Annotated in this window: 13 protein-coding genes and 4 tRNA genes; 12 read left to right on the top strand and 5 right to left on the bottom strand. The window is 65.4% G+C overall.

The genetic code is table 11. The features are described from left to right. Positions 1-14 precede the first annotated feature (14 nt). From ACN8HC_RS06520 to ACN8HC_RS06500, 5 genes are all read left to right on the top strand, one after another. Positions 15-1058 (top strand): YihY/virulence factor BrkB family protein, encoded by a 1044-nt coding sequence (locus ACN8HC_RS06520; RefSeq protein WP_490074010.1) that lies wholly within the window; start codon positions 15-17, stop codon positions 1056-1058. A 41-nt stretch (positions 1059-1099) separates the two neighbouring features. Then, positions 1100-1172, top strand: a tRNA-Gly gene (locus tag ACN8HC_RS06515). 52 nt (positions 1173-1224) lie between these two features. Further along, a tRNA-Cys gene (locus tag ACN8HC_RS06510) sits at positions 1225-1295 on the top strand. Between the two features lie 110 nt (positions 1296-1405). Next, positions 1406-1478 (top strand) — tRNA-Gly (locus ACN8HC_RS06505). Positions 1479-1500: 22 nt separating this feature from the next. Continuing rightward, a tRNA-Val gene (locus ACN8HC_RS06500) sits at positions 1501-1575 on the top strand. 1346 nt (positions 1576-2921) lie between these two features. Here ACN8HC_RS06500 and ACN8HC_RS06495 read toward each other — a convergent pair. Then, the gene (locus ACN8HC_RS06495) at positions 2922-3131 is read right to left on the bottom strand and encodes a helix-turn-helix domain-containing protein (protein ID WP_188835717.1); all 210 of its coding nucleotides are present in this window, start codon (positions 3129-3131) and stop codon (positions 2922-2924) included. Positions 3132-3995: 864 nt separating this feature from the next. On the opposite strand from ACN8HC_RS06495, the gene ACN8HC_RS06490 reads away from it, so the two are divergent. Beyond that, on the top strand, positions 3996-4139 hold the full coding sequence (locus ACN8HC_RS06490; protein WP_490074009.1) for a hypothetical protein: 144 nt from the start codon (positions 3996-3998) through the stop codon (positions 4137-4139). A 477-nt stretch (positions 4140-4616) separates the two neighbouring features. On the opposite strand, the gene ACN8HC_RS06485 is transcribed toward ACN8HC_RS06490, so the two are convergent. Further along, positions 4617-5513: a LysR family transcriptional regulator gene (locus tag ACN8HC_RS06485; RefSeq protein ID WP_188835719.1), complete on the bottom strand. Its 897-nt coding sequence runs from the start codon at positions 5511-5513 to the stop codon at positions 4617-4619. Positions 5514-5668: 155 nt separating this feature from the next. On the opposite strand from ACN8HC_RS06485, the gene ACN8HC_RS06480 reads away from it, so the two are divergent. Next, positions 5669-7150 carry an NAD-dependent succinate-semialdehyde dehydrogenase gene (locus ACN8HC_RS06480; protein ID WP_188835720.1) on the top strand — a complete coding sequence of 494 codons (1482 nt, stop codon included), beginning with the start codon at positions 5669-5671 and terminating at the stop codon, positions 7148-7150. A 223-nt stretch (positions 7151-7373) separates the two neighbouring features. Here the strand turns inward: ACN8HC_RS06480 and ACN8HC_RS06475 are convergent, their stop codons facing one another. From ACN8HC_RS06475 to ACN8HC_RS06465, 3 genes are read right to left on the bottom strand one after another with little or no spacing between them, the layout of a single operon-like run. Further along, positions 7374-8255 (bottom strand): LysR family transcriptional regulator, encoded by an 882-nt coding sequence (locus ACN8HC_RS06475; RefSeq protein ID WP_188835721.1) that lies wholly within the window; start codon positions 8253-8255, stop codon positions 7374-7376. Positions 8256-8266: 11 nt separating this feature from the next. Further along, on the bottom strand, positions 8267-9703 hold the full coding sequence (locus ACN8HC_RS06470) for an NAD(P)/FAD-dependent oxidoreductase (protein ID WP_188835722.1): 1437 nt from the start codon (positions 9701-9703) through the stop codon (positions 8267-8269). Further along, positions 9700-11877, bottom strand: a complete 2178-nt coding sequence (locus ACN8HC_RS06465) for an oxidoreductase (RefSeq protein ID WP_188835723.1) — start codon at positions 11875-11877, stop codon at positions 9700-9702. Before ACN8HC_RS06465 ends, ACN8HC_RS06470 begins: the two co-directional genes overlap by 4 nt. Before the next feature lie 158 nt (positions 11878-12035). On the opposite strand from ACN8HC_RS06465, the gene ACN8HC_RS06460 reads away from it, so the two are divergent. Genes ACN8HC_RS06460 through ACN8HC_RS06440 form a run of 5 tightly spaced genes read left to right on the top strand, consistent with a single transcriptional unit; the run spans position 12036 to position 16156 of the window. Further along, positions 12036-12332, top strand: a complete 297-nt coding sequence (locus ACN8HC_RS06460) for a Dabb family protein (RefSeq protein WP_188835724.1) — start codon at positions 12036-12038, stop codon at positions 12330-12332. Next, positions 12332-13270, top strand: coding sequence for a cyclase family protein (locus ACN8HC_RS06455; protein WP_188835725.1), 939 nt, complete (start codon positions 12332-12334; stop codon positions 13268-13270). Before ACN8HC_RS06460 ends, ACN8HC_RS06455 begins: the two co-directional genes overlap by 1 nt. Before the next feature lie 29 nt (positions 13271-13299). Next, entirely contained in the window at positions 13300-14496 is a 1197-nt protein-coding gene (locus tag ACN8HC_RS06450) for an FAD binding domain-containing protein (protein WP_188835726.1), read from the top strand. Positions 14497-14547: 51 nt separating this feature from the next. Beyond that, a complete protein-coding gene (locus ACN8HC_RS06445) occupies positions 14548-15264 on the top strand; it encodes an SRPBCC family protein (protein ID WP_188835727.1) in 717 nt (238 codons plus the stop codon). Continuing rightward, a complete protein-coding gene (locus ACN8HC_RS06440; RefSeq protein ID WP_490074008.1) occupies positions 15230-16156 on the top strand; it encodes an FAD binding domain-containing protein in 927 nt (308 codons plus the stop codon). Before ACN8HC_RS06445 ends, ACN8HC_RS06440 begins: the two co-directional genes overlap by 35 nt. Position 16157: the final 1 nt, after the last annotated feature.

Here is a 16157-nt window from a genome sequence, read left to right as displayed (position 1 = left end):
CAGGTCTGTTGGCAGTGGCTCGATTGGTCGTCGGCACGTTCCGCGTCTGCATGAAATATCGCGTCACCGGTCTCGCAGCGGAGGCCGGCTTCTTCGCGCTGCTGTCACTGCCGCCGCTGATCTTCGGTCTGCTGGGCGCGGTCGGCTACCTCGGCCACTGGCTCGGGCCGCACATCGTCCGGCAGGTGACGGCCAATATCGAGCACTACGCGTCCGGCTTTCTCACCGAGCAGAGCCTGCGCGACGTCATCATGCCGACGATCAAGTCGGCCCTCAGCGCGGGCCGGCCGGACGTGATCTCCGTCGGCTTCCTGCTGTCCCTGTGGTCCGGTTCGCGCGCCCTCAACGTGATGCTGGACACCGCGTCGATCATCTACGGGCACGGTGGACACCGGGGCGTCGTGAAGGCGCGGCTGCTGAGCCTGTCGCTCTACTTCGGCGGGCTGATCTTCGGCGCCGCGGTGGTGCCGCTCATCGTCATCGGCCCCGACGTTCTGGGCAGCTGGCTGCCGACCGGGCTGCGTTTCGTGATGGTGCTCTACTGGCCGCTCGTGGGTGGTCTGACGATCTTGACCCTGGCGACGTTCTTCCACATCGCGACGCCGGGGCGGCTGCCCTGGCTGCGACACCTGCCGGGCGCGGTCCTCACGCTGGTCATCTGGGTGGTCGCCTCGATGCTGTTGCGGTGGTTCCTCGGCCGGTCGATCGGCGACCACAGCGCGAGCATCTACGGCCCGCTCGCCGCCGCGATCGTGGTGATGACCTGGCTGTACTTCCTCGGCATCGCCGTGCTCATCGGAGCGGCGATGAACGCCGCATCGGTGCGGCTGTGGCGTGCTCCGGAGCGTATGCCGGTGCGCGAGCGCGCTATCGAGTGGATCGGTGACGGCGTCACCAAGCTCCGGGTGGCCGCTCCCGGAGAGATCGCCCGGCCGAGGGCTGCGGCGACACGTCCGGACCGGGCGCCGAAGCGACGAGTCCGCGTCATACCGGGTGCGGGCGCGGGGAAGACGACGCCGGACGAAGCCCGTTTGGATTCCCGGCGCGCGATCGGCTAATGTTTCGGCGCGTGCCGATGTGGTTTCCACGTCGTCAGCAGGCGGACATAGCTCAGTTGGTAGAGCGCAACCTTGCCAAGGTTGAGGTCGCCGGTTCGAGCCCGGTTGTCCGCTCTGGTCGATGGATCCGGGGCCTCATTCGAGGCTCCGCCGATCCCGATCACGCGGTGGAGTGGCCGAGAGGCGAGGCAACGGCCTGCAAAGCCGTCTACACGGGTTCAAATCCCGTCTCCACCTCGCAAAACCATGGCTGCCGAAGCGTTCCGAGAGGGCCGTTTTGGTTGTTGGGGAGGGTGTCGGATAGAGTTTTGATCCGTTGCCCCGGCTGACGAGGTCAGGGTTTACAGGCGGACATAGCTCAGTTGGTAGAGCGCAACCTTGCCAAGGTTGAGGTCGCCGGTTCGAGCCCGGTTGTCCGCTCTGCGGTTAGTCATATCGCTCTGGACGATTGGCGCAGCGGTAGCGCGCTTCCCTGACACGGAAGAGGTCACTGGTTCGATCCCAGTATCGTCCACCAGCACGAAACAGCCTCTGACCTGCGGTAACGCGAGGTCAGGGGCTGTTTGTATAGCTGTCGAGGTCACCCACGGGGTCACTGGCGGCGGTGAGGTCACGTGGCGGCCCGCGGCCGATTACAGGGCAGCCCTTCGCCGTAGCTTGCGCAGGAAGCACCACGAAGACGCCGCACTGCGTTGGCCCGCAGCCCGCGAGCTGATGACGACAACGAGAGAGGCAGCACACTACGGCGATTCGTATGAACTCGCGCCGGCGGAGACTTCGGGACGGGGTCGCCCAAGTTGACCGTCAGCTCGGTTGCGAGTCCCGGGGGTGACACGAGTTCCGGGCGGGAGAACGCCGCCGTACGCGCGGACGTTACGCGGCTCCGAACGTCTCTCGCGGTCGCACACACGCTTTGTCTAGCTTAAAACGCGGGGTCGACGTCGAGTACGTCACGGCGTCGAACTGAGAGCGCCTGGCAGGCACAAACCTGCCCGCCATCGCATACCGGTCTGGCGATATTGGGTACGTCACCTTTCGCTCCCGTGTGGCCGGCCCTGCGGCGGCCATGCAGCACCAAGCGTCCCTGCCGGTGTGTGTGAGTCGAAACTTGACTCCGGGAAACCAGATCATGGTGGTTACCGACGGCTTCGCACTTAAGAGCGTGGTCAGGAGCCGATGCCTACATGTACATCCTGCGTCGCGCGGGTGACGTAGCTGCGGCGCATATCTTTGACCTCGCTGGCGACCACGCTTGTGTCCTCGTACTGACTCATCGTCAGGTTCTGCGCCGAGATCGACCGATTCGACCGCGTGTCGTTTGTTCGCGGATGCGAGCTAGTGGGCGTTACGTTCTCGGCGAGTACCGGCAATGTGCGACGTGGTCGGCGCCAGGTCTAGATCTGGTCTAGACCTGCTTGGCTTTGTAGGTGAGACCTGAGAGCGTTTGCCGATGAGTTTCGACAGCACCTGGGTATGTCGCCGATTGGATGTCAGTGGGCGGCTCCCGCTGACCAGGTGTTCCCCCCGCAAGCTCAGAGCAAGGTGACCGGCGAGGACTGTTTCGAGATGTGCACCGCGCGTGCCGTAGGACGTCCCTGTCCCGGTTGCGGCAGCCGGACAACTCCCACGGGACGACGAACGTCAGCTCGCATCTGGATGGAGCTGTGACCTGCGGCGTCACCGGTGATGGATCGTCAAACGGTGATGACCCAGGATCAATCTTGCCGACAGCTGCGGTGGCGCGGACACTGGCCGCCATCTCGTGGCTCGGTCACAGGTGCTGCCGAAACTTATCTACATTTGCACGCCGACCCGGGGGTGCACTGCTCTCAGAACTGACCGGCAAACGCTCTCGGGGCTCACCTACAAAGCCACCTGCTGAACTGTTGGGACGAGGTGCATCAATCGGTCGACGTCAGCTGGGTCGACGCGGAGAACTCGTGGGCCGCTGTGGTACGCGGGGAGTTGGCCCGCGGCGATTCGTCGGCGGAGCGTCCGAGTGCTCAGGCCCGTGCGCTCTGCAGCTTCGGCGAGTGACTCGTACTGGCGGCGTGCAGTGGGATGCGTTGACATGGTGGTTTCCCCTTCCAAGCATCTGAAGGTCGAGTTGTGCCTCTCGTGCTCATGACAGCGTCAGGCGACACCATCGTGGCGACGCTTACGCGTTCGAGAAGTTCTGCGCGCAGTGCGAGATCGCTTCGGACCGAGTGAGGACGCTCCTCACCGCGGGCCGGCCTAGAACTGGCGCCTCGATGCCGTCAGAAGGTTCGTTCGTTTTCTTCCACTGGATGAAGGGTCTCCGCAGGAAATTCTGCGCGTGGCGTCCGTCGACTGTCTCGTGGTGGGCGCTACCACAGCAGGATCAGGTTGCCGAAGGCGCGCCGTTGGTGGTTGGTCATGTCCGGTTCCTAGGGGGCCGACCCGGGACTGGCACCACGGATGTGGGCGATATCTTCCGTTACCCCGACCATCGCGCATCTTTCCCTTCATGGGTCATTCGGTGCTGGATGCGGACAACGGACCGCTGGTCCGTGGACGCTGCCATGATCGCCTCGGCCGGTCCAGCGCAGCTCGGCGTTGAGTGGAAGCACGAGGCCGTGCAACTGGCCACCAGCATGCGCGACCCCACCGGCCGCTGGGTCTGGCACGTGCGCGCCAGCGACCTACATCAGCCTCTTCTACCTGCAGACGCCGAAGTCGCTCGGGGACCCCGAGCTTCGCCACCGGCTGCGACCATCGCCCAGCTACTTCGAGCGACCTGCGCGACTGGACCGAACACGGCACGGTGCTGGCGCCCGGTGGTCATTGCGCTCTTGACGCGACGGCGACGTGGACCGGGTCCGTTGTCAGCGGGAGAGGGCGGATCGTAGTGTTCTACGCCGCACCAGGGTTCTCGCAGAGGGCGAAGTCGCCAATGTCGAAGTGATCACGGCGCAGGTGACGGACGACTTGTTCACCTGGCGGAAAGAGCCGTCGATCGAGATCCGTGCCGACGCCCGCTGGCACGAGAAGCTCGGTGACTCCGACTGGCCGGTGGAAGTCCGGTGTGACCCCTGGGTCTACCACGACGGCGACATCTGACACATTTTCATCACCGCGCGCCAAGACCGGTGAACTCTTCGATCGAGGAGTCGTTGGCCGTGCGACCTCCACTGGTCGGTTCGGCCGCCGCTGACATCACCCGGTGCGCGGTTCGGAAACTGGAGGTGCTCCAGCGCATCGTCCTGGACAGGCAGGAATTCGTCATGTTCTCGGCCCATGTCGCGACACTCACAGCATGTCGGACGCAGGGCGGCGGAGGGAAGTCCGGCACCTGGATCGCCCCGGCAGATCGGGACATCCGCATCAATGTAGCGGTCAACCCAATCGGACCCGGGCTCTACAGCGGCCGAGTCGTCGATCTCGATGGCGTCGAAGTCCTATTGGCGTTCCGCAGGATCCACGACAGTGGGGAATTCGCGGGCGGCGTTATCGATGCGATCCTGTCACCGCACCAGGAGGACATACCGGCAGCCCGCCGACCGTGGAAGCCTCATTCCATCCGACGCTCAATGATGGTCAAGCGGGCCCGGTGGTCGGGTCGTAACGTTCGATGCAGAACTCGGCGATCCGGTCCACCAGCGCAGCGATCGTTTCGGCTGCGTGGTGGCGGCGATCCCACGCTGCGTAGAGCCGGAGGGTGACCGGACCGTGTAGGCCTGCGATCGGCCGGGCGACCAACTCGAAGCGTGTATCGTCGGAGACCACGGCAACCCCACGGCCGGCCGCCGAAAGGGCCTGTGCAACTTGGGCATTCGTGCATTCGATGAAGTCCGAGTATGCGATCTCGACCGACTCCATGGCTTGGTTCAGGAGTGTGCGCGGTCGAAAGTCCTCGGTCAGGAGCACAAGCGTGCGCTCTGCGAGTGTCTTAAGATCCACAGACTCGTGCGTTGCGAGTGGATCCTGGGACGGCACTTGTGCCCATATCGGTAGTGCCGCGATTTGCCGCGAGGCGAGACTGCGTGGTGGTGGCCTGTGCACGATGGCGAGGTCTGCGCCATCAGCGATCGCGGCTGTTGCGCCTCGGGGGTCGAGGGAGCGCAGCATCGGAACAGGATCTGTGGAGTCGAGTGTTGCGATAAACGGCGCGATGACGTCCGTGAGCGTGGTCGCCGGAACGGCGAGATGAAGGTCTTGGAGCCTTCCAGAAGCCAGTGATGCGGCGCTGCTATCGAGCCGGTCTGCCTGCTGAAGCAACTGGCGAACGCCGAACAGGTAGGTCTCGCCGGCATGCGTCAGTCGGAACCTGCGGCCGTCTCGAGTGAATAGGCGTAGCCCGATTTCCTTCTGTAGCAGTTGGAGCTGCCGGGATAGTACGGGCTGGGTGACGTGCAGGAGTCGCGCAGCCTGGGTGGCCGAGCCGGCATCCACGGTTGCGACGAAGTAACGAAGGCGGCGCAGCTCAGGTGTCACGGGACTGTCCGTGTTCTTTCATGTCCATGGGGCATGAGAATAGTGCCATATAGGCGTTGGACAGCATCGATCACTTTTCACATAGTTGACGTCGTAGGGTCCGAGCTACCTAAGACCCGGTAGGCCATCTGCCGTCTTGCCTGAGAGTGAGTCCCGTGAGCAAACCAGCGCCTGGTTACGCGTCCCCTGTCGTAGAAGAACTACACGCGAAGAAGGGAGTATTCGTCAATGGCGAGTGGGTTGCTGGTGCATCGGGGACGTTCGCGGTCGATGACCCCGCGACTTCGGAGGTGATCGCCCAGGTCGCCGACGGTAGCTCGAGTGACGCCACTGCTGCTGTCGATTCCGCCGCAGCATCGTTCATATCGTGGGCTTCGACCCCGCCACGGGTGCGCAGCGCGATGCTGAGCAAGGTCCGCGACCTGATGCTGCGCGATAGCGACCAGCTCGCGGAACTGATCAGCTTGGAGAATGGTAAGTCTCGTGCGGACGCTCGTGCTGAGGTCGGCTATGCAGCGGAGTTCTTCCGCTGGTACGCCGAGGAGGCTGTTCGTCCCGGCGGTGGCTTCGGCGCAGCACCAGCCGGCGGGTCACGGACGATCGTCACGCACGAGCCTGTCGGGGTCGCTGCATTGGTGACGCCGTGGAACTTTCCGGCGGCGATGGCGACTCGGAAGATTGCACCGGCTCTTGCGGCTGGCTGCACGGTGGTGTTGAAGCCCGCCGCCGAGACGCCGCTGACTGCGATCGCGGTGACGCGGCTCATCGCTGAGGCTGGCGTGCCCGCGGGCGTCGTGAATCTGGTGCCAAGTACGGATGCGGCAGGCGTTGTCGAGACCTGGCTGAGTGACCCCCGCGTGCGCAAGATCTCCTTCACGGGTTCGACCCGTGTGGGACGCGAGTTGCTTCGCCGGGCGGCCGACAGGGTTGTGAATACGTCCATGGAGCTCGGCGGCAACGCACCGTTCGTCATCACCGAGTCCGCGAACCTTGACGCGGCCGTTGAGGGAGCGATGATTGCCAAGTTCCGCAACGGAGGGCAGGCATGCACCGCTGCCAACGGCTTCTTTGTGCATGAGTCAGTGGCAGAGGAATTCACGGCTCGCCTTGGTGCGGCGGTAGAGGCATTGGTCGTCGGTTCGGCAGCAGACGGCGCGGAGATCGGACCGTTGGTGTCACGTGAAGCGGTGGAGAAAGTCGAGGGCCTGGTCGCCGATGCGCTGAGCCACGGCGCGCGTGTGGCGCATCGTGCACCACTCCGCGATGAGTTGCGCAGCGGTGGCTACTTCTACCCGCCGACAGTCGTGACCGGCGTTTCGCCGGATGCGGCGTTGGTGCAGGAGGAGATCTTCGGGCCGGTCGCCCCGATCGTCCTGTGGCGTGACATCGACGCCGTGCTCAGTCTCGTGAACGGGAGCGAGTTTGGTTTGGCCGCATACGTTTTCGGCGAGCTGGGGCAGGCCGTACGACTTGGCGAACGTATCCATGCCGGCATGGTCGCGATCAACCGTGGCATGATCTCCGACCCGGCTGCGCCGTTCGGTGGAACGAAGCAGAGCGGAGTTGGGCGAGAGGGTGGCCGGGCTGGACTCGAGGCGTTCCTGGAGACGAAGTACTTGTCCGTCGACTGGGTATGACCTAACGCACTGGTCTGCCAACTCGTGTCGTGGTTTGGTCGTAACCGACTTCACGGATGACGCCGCATCGGGCGCACAAGTACTCCGGCTTCTTGTCGATAGGCAGGCCGCGGGCCGGCTGTTCGTACGCTTTATGAGCTCCGCATGGTCGGGCTGTCGTGCGCCCCAACTCAGGAAGGGCCTCGAGTGTCTTCACCTACGACCGTGTGGGCTGGACTCGGGTTCAAACGATGCGGCGAATCGTCTCAACGGCACGGGTGAGGTACGCCTCACGGCGGTCATTCTGATGGGCGATAGCAAGGTCAACCGTTGCCGCCGGGGCGACGAGTGGACGATAGACGACGCCGTCGACCTTCAACGTGGTGGCGGGCTCGGGCACCACAGCAATGCCGAGACCTCCGGCGACGAGCGTTATGAGGGTAGATATCTCGCCAACTTCGTGGCTAATGTCCGGCTCGATCCCAGAATCGTGCATCAGCCCGGTTACCACGTCGAAGATCACTGATCGGCGGTCGGCGGAGTGCACGATCAGGTCACTCCCGGCGAGCTGCTTCCAGCGCACGCGTGGGGCTGAAGCGAGGTGGTGCCCGCGGGGGAGTGCGACCAGCAGCCGGTCTCGTCGGACGGGGATCACCGTCAGGCCAAAGTCATCCACTGGCGGTCGCAGGACGGCGATGTCGATGGCTCCGTCGCGCAGCGCTACGGCCTGGTCGGATGCCAGCATTTCACCCCGGTATGCAAAGTCCACTGCAGGCAGTTGACTTGCCAGGGCACGCGACAGCGTTGGCAACAGCGCATACGTGACGGACTCGACGCAACCAACAACGAGGCGCCCTACCGACCCAGCCGCAACACGACGCGCGTTGTCAGAGGCATCGTCGATGTCGCGGAGGATGAGGTGCGCCCGTTCGAGATAGAACCGACCAGCCGGGGTGAGTGTGACGGTCCTGGTGCTGCGCTGCAGCAGTTGCACGTTGAGTTCAGTCTCGAGTCGTTGAATCCCCGCCGAGAGCGTGGCCTGTGCGATCGTCAGTCGTTTTGCGGCGCGCGTGAAGTGTTGTTCCTCGGCGACGGCGACGAAATATCGCAAGTGGCGGACGTCCATGAGCAGACCAGTCAGCCGACGAAAGACGTTGGATCCACGCGCGTGAGCAGGCCGGTCAACGGATCGCAGGCGCGGTCAGCTGCCTCGAGACGATCACGACGCAGGTATGCGGTCTTGACGAGTTGACCACCGAGAAAACGGGCTGGTTCAGGCGGCAGGCCTCGGCCTGCGGGTGGGCGGGTCAAGAACGACGTCGACAGTTCGTCGGTAGTGCCAGTGGCAAGGCTGGCCAGGATGCGCCCGCCGAGGACCGAGGGCCCAACGCCGTCGCCGGAATAGCCCGTGCCGCAATAGACTCCCGGGTGGTCGTCCACCTGTGTGAAGAACGGCAACGAGGACAGCGAATACTCAACAGGAGCACGCCAATTCGATAGAATCTCAGCGTCGGCCAACGCGGGCACGGCTGCGGCCAGTTGGCTGCGCAGTCGGCTCAGCTGCGGCACCGGGCCGAAGAGTGTGCTGGCGCTTCGCACGCCATATCCCAAGCCAGTGCCGCCCTTGCCGAAGAGCACGTTTCCGTCGTGCATCGTGCGCCAGTAGTTCAGCAGCCGGCCGGAGTCGGAAACCATGGTCGTCGTCGGCCACGGAGCCCGGGGCCGCACCACAACGTTGTCCGATGCGGTCATCAACAGGTGCGGTCGGTACTGCGGCATCCTCGCCGCCCAGGCATTGACAGCAAGCACCACGGTCTCGGCATCCACCGATCCTGAGGCGGTGCGCACCCGGGTGCCTCCAGGGCGGCGCTCGAGTTCCACCATCGGTGACTGCTCGTGTATGACGACACCCAACTCTTGGGCGACGCGAGCGAGCCCGCGCACCAGCCGGCCGGGATGCACCTGATAACAGGTGTCGTCCAGCACGCCGCCCCGCAGGGGGGAGCCAGCCTTTGTGGTTGCGTCCTGCGCGCCGACGACCGTGAACGGTGAGCCGTCGAATTTGGTTGCAGCTTCGACGGATTCGTCCCAGGAGGCATCCTGGCTGGAGTTCGTGGATGCCCACAGCCAGCCGGTCTGACGCGACTGCGCGTCGATGTCGTGGTCGGCGCAGAAGCTGACGAGGTAGTCGACGGCTTCCTTCGAGGCGCGCGCCACCGTGGGACCTTCGTCAGTTCCGCCATGGGCGATCAGTGCGGGCAGCTTCGGCCACAGGTTCATGGCGAAGCCGGCGTTCGTGCCGCTCGCGCCGGCACCGCACACGGAGGCCTCGAGAAGGACGACGCTCATCGACGGGTCGCGGCGCAGCAGCTCCAGGGCGGTCCAGAGCCCGGTGTAGCCGCCGCCCACGATGCACACGTCTGCGCGGACGTCTCCCCGAAGCGTGGGCCGCGCCAGAAGCTGCGGTTCGGTGCGGAGCGCGTCTTGCAGCCAGTAGGACCGACAGGCAGCGGGGGTCGCGGTCAGCTGGCGCACCTGCGTCCGGGAGAACCCGACCGTTGTCGGTCGTGTCATCGGGGAGCCACCTCCGGCCGTGGGCGTGACACCGGGGTCAGTGGGATGAGGCCACGCAGTTCGCCGTCGTAGTCCTCCTCGTGCCAGCCGAGGATCCGCTGCTCGCGGATGAACGGCAGCGGCTCGGCAGGGTTCGGTGAGTCGATCTCCCGCGCCAGCCGGTGACCGTCGAATACCGACTCGGCGATCACCCGCGGCTCGACGCAGTCACCGATTCGCAGTACACGCTCGACGTCGTGGGCTCGCAGCGCTTCGGGGTCCGCTGTGAGTCGTTCGTAGAGATCGTTGCGTGAGCGACGTTGAGTGACCAGGACGATGCTGTCCGCGGACCAGCTCATCTCGCGACCCGGGTGGTAGCTGTGGTGTCCCGTGATCATGCCCGGCCGGACGGAGGTGACGACGTGACTGGGCACCAGTGTTACTCCGAGCTCGAGCAGTGCGTGCATTGCGTGACCGCCTTCGTCGGTGAAGAACAGGTAGGACCCGATCTGGTCGGCGGGAGACACGAGCGTGACCTGCTTGCCGTCCATTGCGAGCTTCTCGGCGATGCTGGAGCCCATGAAGTAGCCGTCGCAGTCGTACACCAGTACCGAATCGCCGGGCACCTCGCACGCGCGCACCATCAGGTCCTCGGGCGTGAACACCAACTCTGGGTGCTCGGCCGCGCCTCGAAGCGGGGCGTGCGTTTCCGGGCTGGTCCCGCTGCCGTCCCAGTCGGCTCCGGTGGCGACGACCACGGTCTGGGCGCCATACTCCAAGACGTCATCGACGCCCATCGACGTGCCGGTGAGGACCGTGACGTTGTTCAGCTTCGCGAGCTGCGCCTCCCGATACTCGACCAGCCGCCGCCAAGTGCGAAGGCCGGGCAATTGCGACACCCAATTGACGTGGCCGCCTATCCCGGTCTCGCGCTCGACCAGGTGGACGTTCGCGAAGCCGCGCTCGCCCAGCACCCGGGCGCACTCCATCCCGGCCGGGCCGGCACCGACGATGAGTATGGCGTCCTCAGCGCGCTCCGACGGGTTGAACCGCTCGGGGTGCCAACCGCGGCGGTATTCCTCGCCAACCGTGGCGTTCTGGGTGCACACGATTCGCCCGCCGCCGTTGTTGAAACGGGACACACAGATATTGCAGCCGATGCATTCTCGGATGTCGTCGGCGCGGCCCTCCCGGATCTTGGTCGGGATGAACGGGTCCGCGATGGCTGGCCGCGCCGCGCCGATAATGTCGATCACGCCGTCCTTGACAGCCCGGGCCATGAGTTCCGGGTCGGTGAACCGGCCGACGGCAGCGATTGGTTTGGTGGCGTAAGGCCGGACCTGTTCTATGTAGCTGCGCTGCCAGAACGGCTCGAAGAAGCGCGAGGAGCTGACGTCGTCCTCCAGATGACCCACTTGCATGTCCCACAGGTCGACCAGCCCGTCGAGCAGTTCGACGACGGCCACCCCGTCATCGGCAACCTTGAACGCCTGCTCGGAATCGTCGCTGAACTGGTCAAGGCAGAGCCCGGCGACGATCGCGCAATCGGTACCTACCGCCTCCCGGACCTGCTCGATGGTCTCCCGCCAGAAGCGGGTGCGGTTTTCGATCGACCCGCCGTATTCGTCTGTGCGATGGTTCCAGTAACGCCACAGGAATTGCAGCGGCAGGGAGAACCCTTCTCGAGCCGCCACCTGTACCAGGTCGAAGCCGAGGTCTCGAGCCCGGATCGCGGCGTCGACGTAGGATCGCTGGATCCGCCGGATGTCGTTCTTGTCCAGCGCGTAGCAGGAGTGACCGGACATTGCGCTGGTCATTTGCGAAGGGCCCCCCGCGGGTAGCCGTGTGACGAACCCAGTGTGATCAGGGCCCATATAGACCAACTGCACGCCGGCCAACGCGCCGAATTCGTGGACCCGGTCGACCATCAGACTCAGGTTGGCTTCATCGCGCCGGTCGATCAGTCGGGCCTGCACCCAGGGTGCGTCGTCGCTCTCGGCGTCGACGGCGCAATACTCGGTGTTGACGGCTGCCCAGCCACCTTCGGCGCGCATGCCGCGTAGGTAGGCCTGCGCGCCCGGGTATTCGACGCCGAGCCCGGAGCAATGCGGTGCGACGTAGAACCGGTTCCGAAATGTCTTCGGGCCAACCGTGATCGGCTCGAACAGCGGTGCATGGCGGGGGTCAGTGCTCATAACCACACGCTAGGGCTGGGGTGCAGATCGGGACTCTCAGCATTCCGGCAAAGCCCAGCCGGATCTTGTCGGAGCATGAAGTGGCGTGCCGGAGCCCGGAACCGGAGACTGGCAGCACCGCTGCGGCGGTCCCCTGAACTTCGAGCAAGGAGTGCCCCATGATCCGACACGTGTTCGCCTGGAAAGTCGCGGAGGGAGCCGACAACGCTCGCGCGATCGAGCTGCTGAAAGACTTCTCCACCAAAGTCGACGTGGTGCGCTCTTTCGAGATCGGCGCACACACCGGGGATCCCGGCGACAACGGCGACCCGTGGGACGGCGCGCTGATCACCGACTTCGACGACTGGGCGGATCTGGACACCTACTCCGACCATCCCGCGCACGTCGAACTGCTGGGGGACCTGCTGCCGCTGCTGTCCGAGCGCGCTGTCGTCGACTTCGTGCGGGAGGCGTGATGACCCAGGTGGCGCGGCGAGCCGGCATCGAGGTCGCGACGAGCCCATACGGCCCGGATGACGAGAAGGGCGCGCTGAACAAGCTCGACCCGGTGCGCGGCGCCGCGCTGCTGGCCCGCGCTGACGCCTCCACTGTCTATGACCTGAGCATCGACTACTTCGTCGGTATGCCGAGCTTCCAGGCCGCCGGTGATCCCTCTTACCAGATCTACATGAGCCACACGCCGCAGGGCACGGCGGTCGACAACCTCAACGGACAACCCGACGAGACTAACCGGCACGTGTGTTATTCGGGCGACGTCATCTTCATGTACACGCACACCGGCACGCACATTGACGCGCTCAACCATTTCGGCGTAGACGGGAAGATCTACAACAACTTCACCGTCGAGGAGAACCTCGGTTCACGTGCCTGGACCAAGGCTGGGGTGGAAGTCATCCCGCCGATCATCACCCGCGGGGTGTTGCTCGACATCGCCGGGCTGAAGGGCGTGGACTGCTTGCCAGACTCCTACGCCATCACCGTCGAAGACTGCCAGCGGGCGCTGGATGCGGCGGGGCTGACCCTCGGCGACGGAGACGTCGCGTTCGTCCGCACTGGCCGGATGCGTTACTGGCCGGATGGCGCCAAGGTGCTCGGGAACCCTCCCGGGCTGAGCCTCGACACGGCCCGCTGGATCACCGACCAGGGCATCGCGATCATCGCCTCCGACCAGGAATGCATCGAGGTCGGCCCGTCAGAGCACGACGACAACTGGCTACCGGGACATTGCCACTTCCTGGCAGAGGCGGGTGTGCCCATGCTGGAGCTGGCGAACCTGGAGGAGCTGGCACGCGACGGCGTCACCGAGTTCTGCCTCGTCGCGGCGCCGATCCGGTTGCGGGGTGCTTCCGGTGCGCCGATCCGGCCGCTCGCGATGCCCCTGCGGACCAACTGAAAACAGAATTCTCCCGGAAGGAGGGTGTCATGAGTATGCCGACCGTCGCGGTTGTCGGTGGATCGATCGCTGGCCTCACCGCCGCCAACGTCCTGCGCGACATCGGGTGTAACGTCAACGTCTACGAACGCACGCCGCAGCCGTTGTCCGGCTTCGGCACCGGCATCGTGGTGCAGCCCGAACTGGTGCGCTACCTACTGGAGCGCACTGACGGGACGCTGGACGATGTGAGCGTGCCGAGTTCGGCCATGCATTACTACGACGCGACGACCGCGCACTTGCGCGGGCAAGTCGATGCGTCGTGGCGCTTCACCGCATACAACGCGATCTACCAGAAGCTGCTCGACGCTTTCGGATCCGAGCGTTACCACCTGGGTCACGCGCTGACCCGACTCACCGACGAGTCCGGCAAAACCCGGTGCCAGTTCGCCGACGGCAGCAGCGTCACCGCGGACCTCATCGTGTGCGCGGACGGAGGCGGCTCGGTCGCACGCAGCCAGCTGCTCGGTGTCCAAACGGAGTATGCCGGCTACCTGACCTGGCGCGGCATGGTCGACCACAATGACGTGTCCGAGGCCACGTGGGAATTCTTCAGCGACGCGTTCACCTACGGGCTGCTGCCCGACAGCCACCTCATCGCCTACCCGATCCCGCAGGTCACGGCCGAGGGGCGGCTCACCGGCCGACCGCGGTTGAATTTCCAGTGGTACTGGAACGTGCCCGCCGGGCCGGAATTGGACACATTGATGACCGATTCCTCCGGGCACCGCCGACCGGTGTCGGTGCGCTACACGGACCTGGCCGCCGAGACTCTCCAAGAGCTGCGCGGTCGTGCCCGGGCGCAGCTATCGGGCCCCTTCCGCGAACTAATTGAGCGGGTGCCTGAGCCGTTCTTGACCAGCGTGACCGACGCGCAGGTCGACACGATGGCGGTGGGCAACGTTGCGCTCATCGGCGATGCGGCCTTCACACCGCGACCGCACGCGGCGGCAGGAGCAGCCAAGGCTGCCGATGATGCCTGGCGTCTCGCCGATCACCTGACCGAAGCCGATGGCGACGTCGCGGCCGCACTGAGAGCCTGGGAGCCGGAGCGGCTCGCTGTCGGGCGGGCCTACCTTGCGAAGGTTCAGGCAATGGGGCAGGCGCTGCAACACGGCGGCGACTTCCCGCCCGGCGCCAGCCGGTTCCGATTCGGGCTGCCCGACGTGTCGCGGGCCGGACTGTGAGTGTGGGCTTGGGTCGCCGACCGGCGACCGAGTGTGATCAAGGAGTGAATAATGCAACTGGTGAATGAGTTCGAGGTCGAACTCCCCCCGGAGCAGGCGTGGACCCTGCTGACCGACGTGGAGAAGGTGGCACCATGCCTACCCGGCGCGTCGATCACCTCCGTTGACGGCGACGAGTTTCACGGTCAGGCGAAGATCAAGGTGGGGCCGATCACCGCGCAGTACAAAGGTGTCGCCCAATTCACCGAACTCGACGAGTCGGCCCGGCGGGCCGTCTTACTCGCTCGCGGCAAGGACTCCCGCGGTCAAGGTGATGCCACCGCAACCGTGACCGCGCACCTGAACCCTTCAGGGACCGGCACTCGGGTCACGGTGGAGACCGACCTGGCGCTGACCGGCAAGGTGGCGCAGTTCGGGCGCGGAGTCCTGGCCGATGTCAGCGGGGCACTGATGGGCCTGTTCGCGCAGCGACTGCAGGAGATGGTCGCCGCCGAGAGCGGTCCGGGCACCGCGATCGCACCCCAGACCGCCCCGGCCGCACCACAGGACGCACCGGTCGCGGGACCCACAATCACCACGCCCGCCCCCGTGCCAGCACCGCGCATCGGCGGCGACGACGAGGTGCTGGATGTGCTGGCACTCGCAGGCGGCGCCTCTTGGTCGAAGCTGCTGCCCGCCGGTGGGACGGTCGTCTCGGTCGCCGCAGCGCTGATCAGCGTGTTCGCCGCAGGGTATGCCGCCGCGCGAGCCCGCTCGGGCGGGCACTAGAGCCAGACAGCCCACGGCTGCCGAGAGGAGTTGCAGGATGAAACCACCGACATTCTCGTATGTTGCGCCGGGCAGCGTCGAGGAAGTGACGCGACTGCTGGCCAGCGACCCGGACGCCAAGATCATCTCCGGGGGGCAGAGCCTCATGCCGCTGCTCGCGATGCGGCTCGCAGGTCCCAGCATGCTCGTCGATCTCAAGGCGGTCAACGGCCTTGCCCGGATCGGGATTGGCGAAACCGAGATCACCATTGGCGCGCGGGTCACCCATCACGACATCGAGAGTTCCGCCGAACTGGCAAGCGCGCTGCCACTGTTGCCGTTTGTGGCACGATTCATCGCCCACCCACAGATCCGGTCGCGCGGAACGCTGGGCGGGAGCGTGGCGCACTCCGATCCTTCGGCGGAGTGGCCGACGGTCCTCTTGGCCATGGACGCGACGATTGACGTGGTAGGCCCGAGGGGCGGCCGGTCGATCGCGGTGGACGACTTCTTCACCGGACCGTTCACATCCTCGATGGCCTTCGATGAGGTCCTCGTGGCAGTGCGTGTCCCACGCGCCGACCGACGCTGGGCATTCCAAGAAGCCGCACGAAAGGCTGGTGACTACGGCCTAGCGATCGTTGCAGTCACCGCCGGCGTCGATGCCGACGGCCGACTGCATGGTTGTCGGGTCGCTGTCGGTGCCTGCGTCGGCACAACGACCCGATTGCGAGACGTCGAAGACGCCATTGATGGAGCAGTCCCCGGCGAGACGCTCGCGGCACGTGCCGAGGCGGTCGCCCGGGACAGCGTGCAACCGATCTCCGACATACACGGCAGCAGTGAATATCGCCGTCGGCTGCTCGGCAACTTGGTCCGCCGCGCCGTCACAGATCTCACGAACGGACAATGAC

This window comes from Flexivirga sp. YIM B11880 (assembly GCF_058148645.1).
The sequence above is the reverse complement of the archived record's forward strand: the minus strand, read 5'-3'. Positions and strand labels throughout refer to the sequence as shown.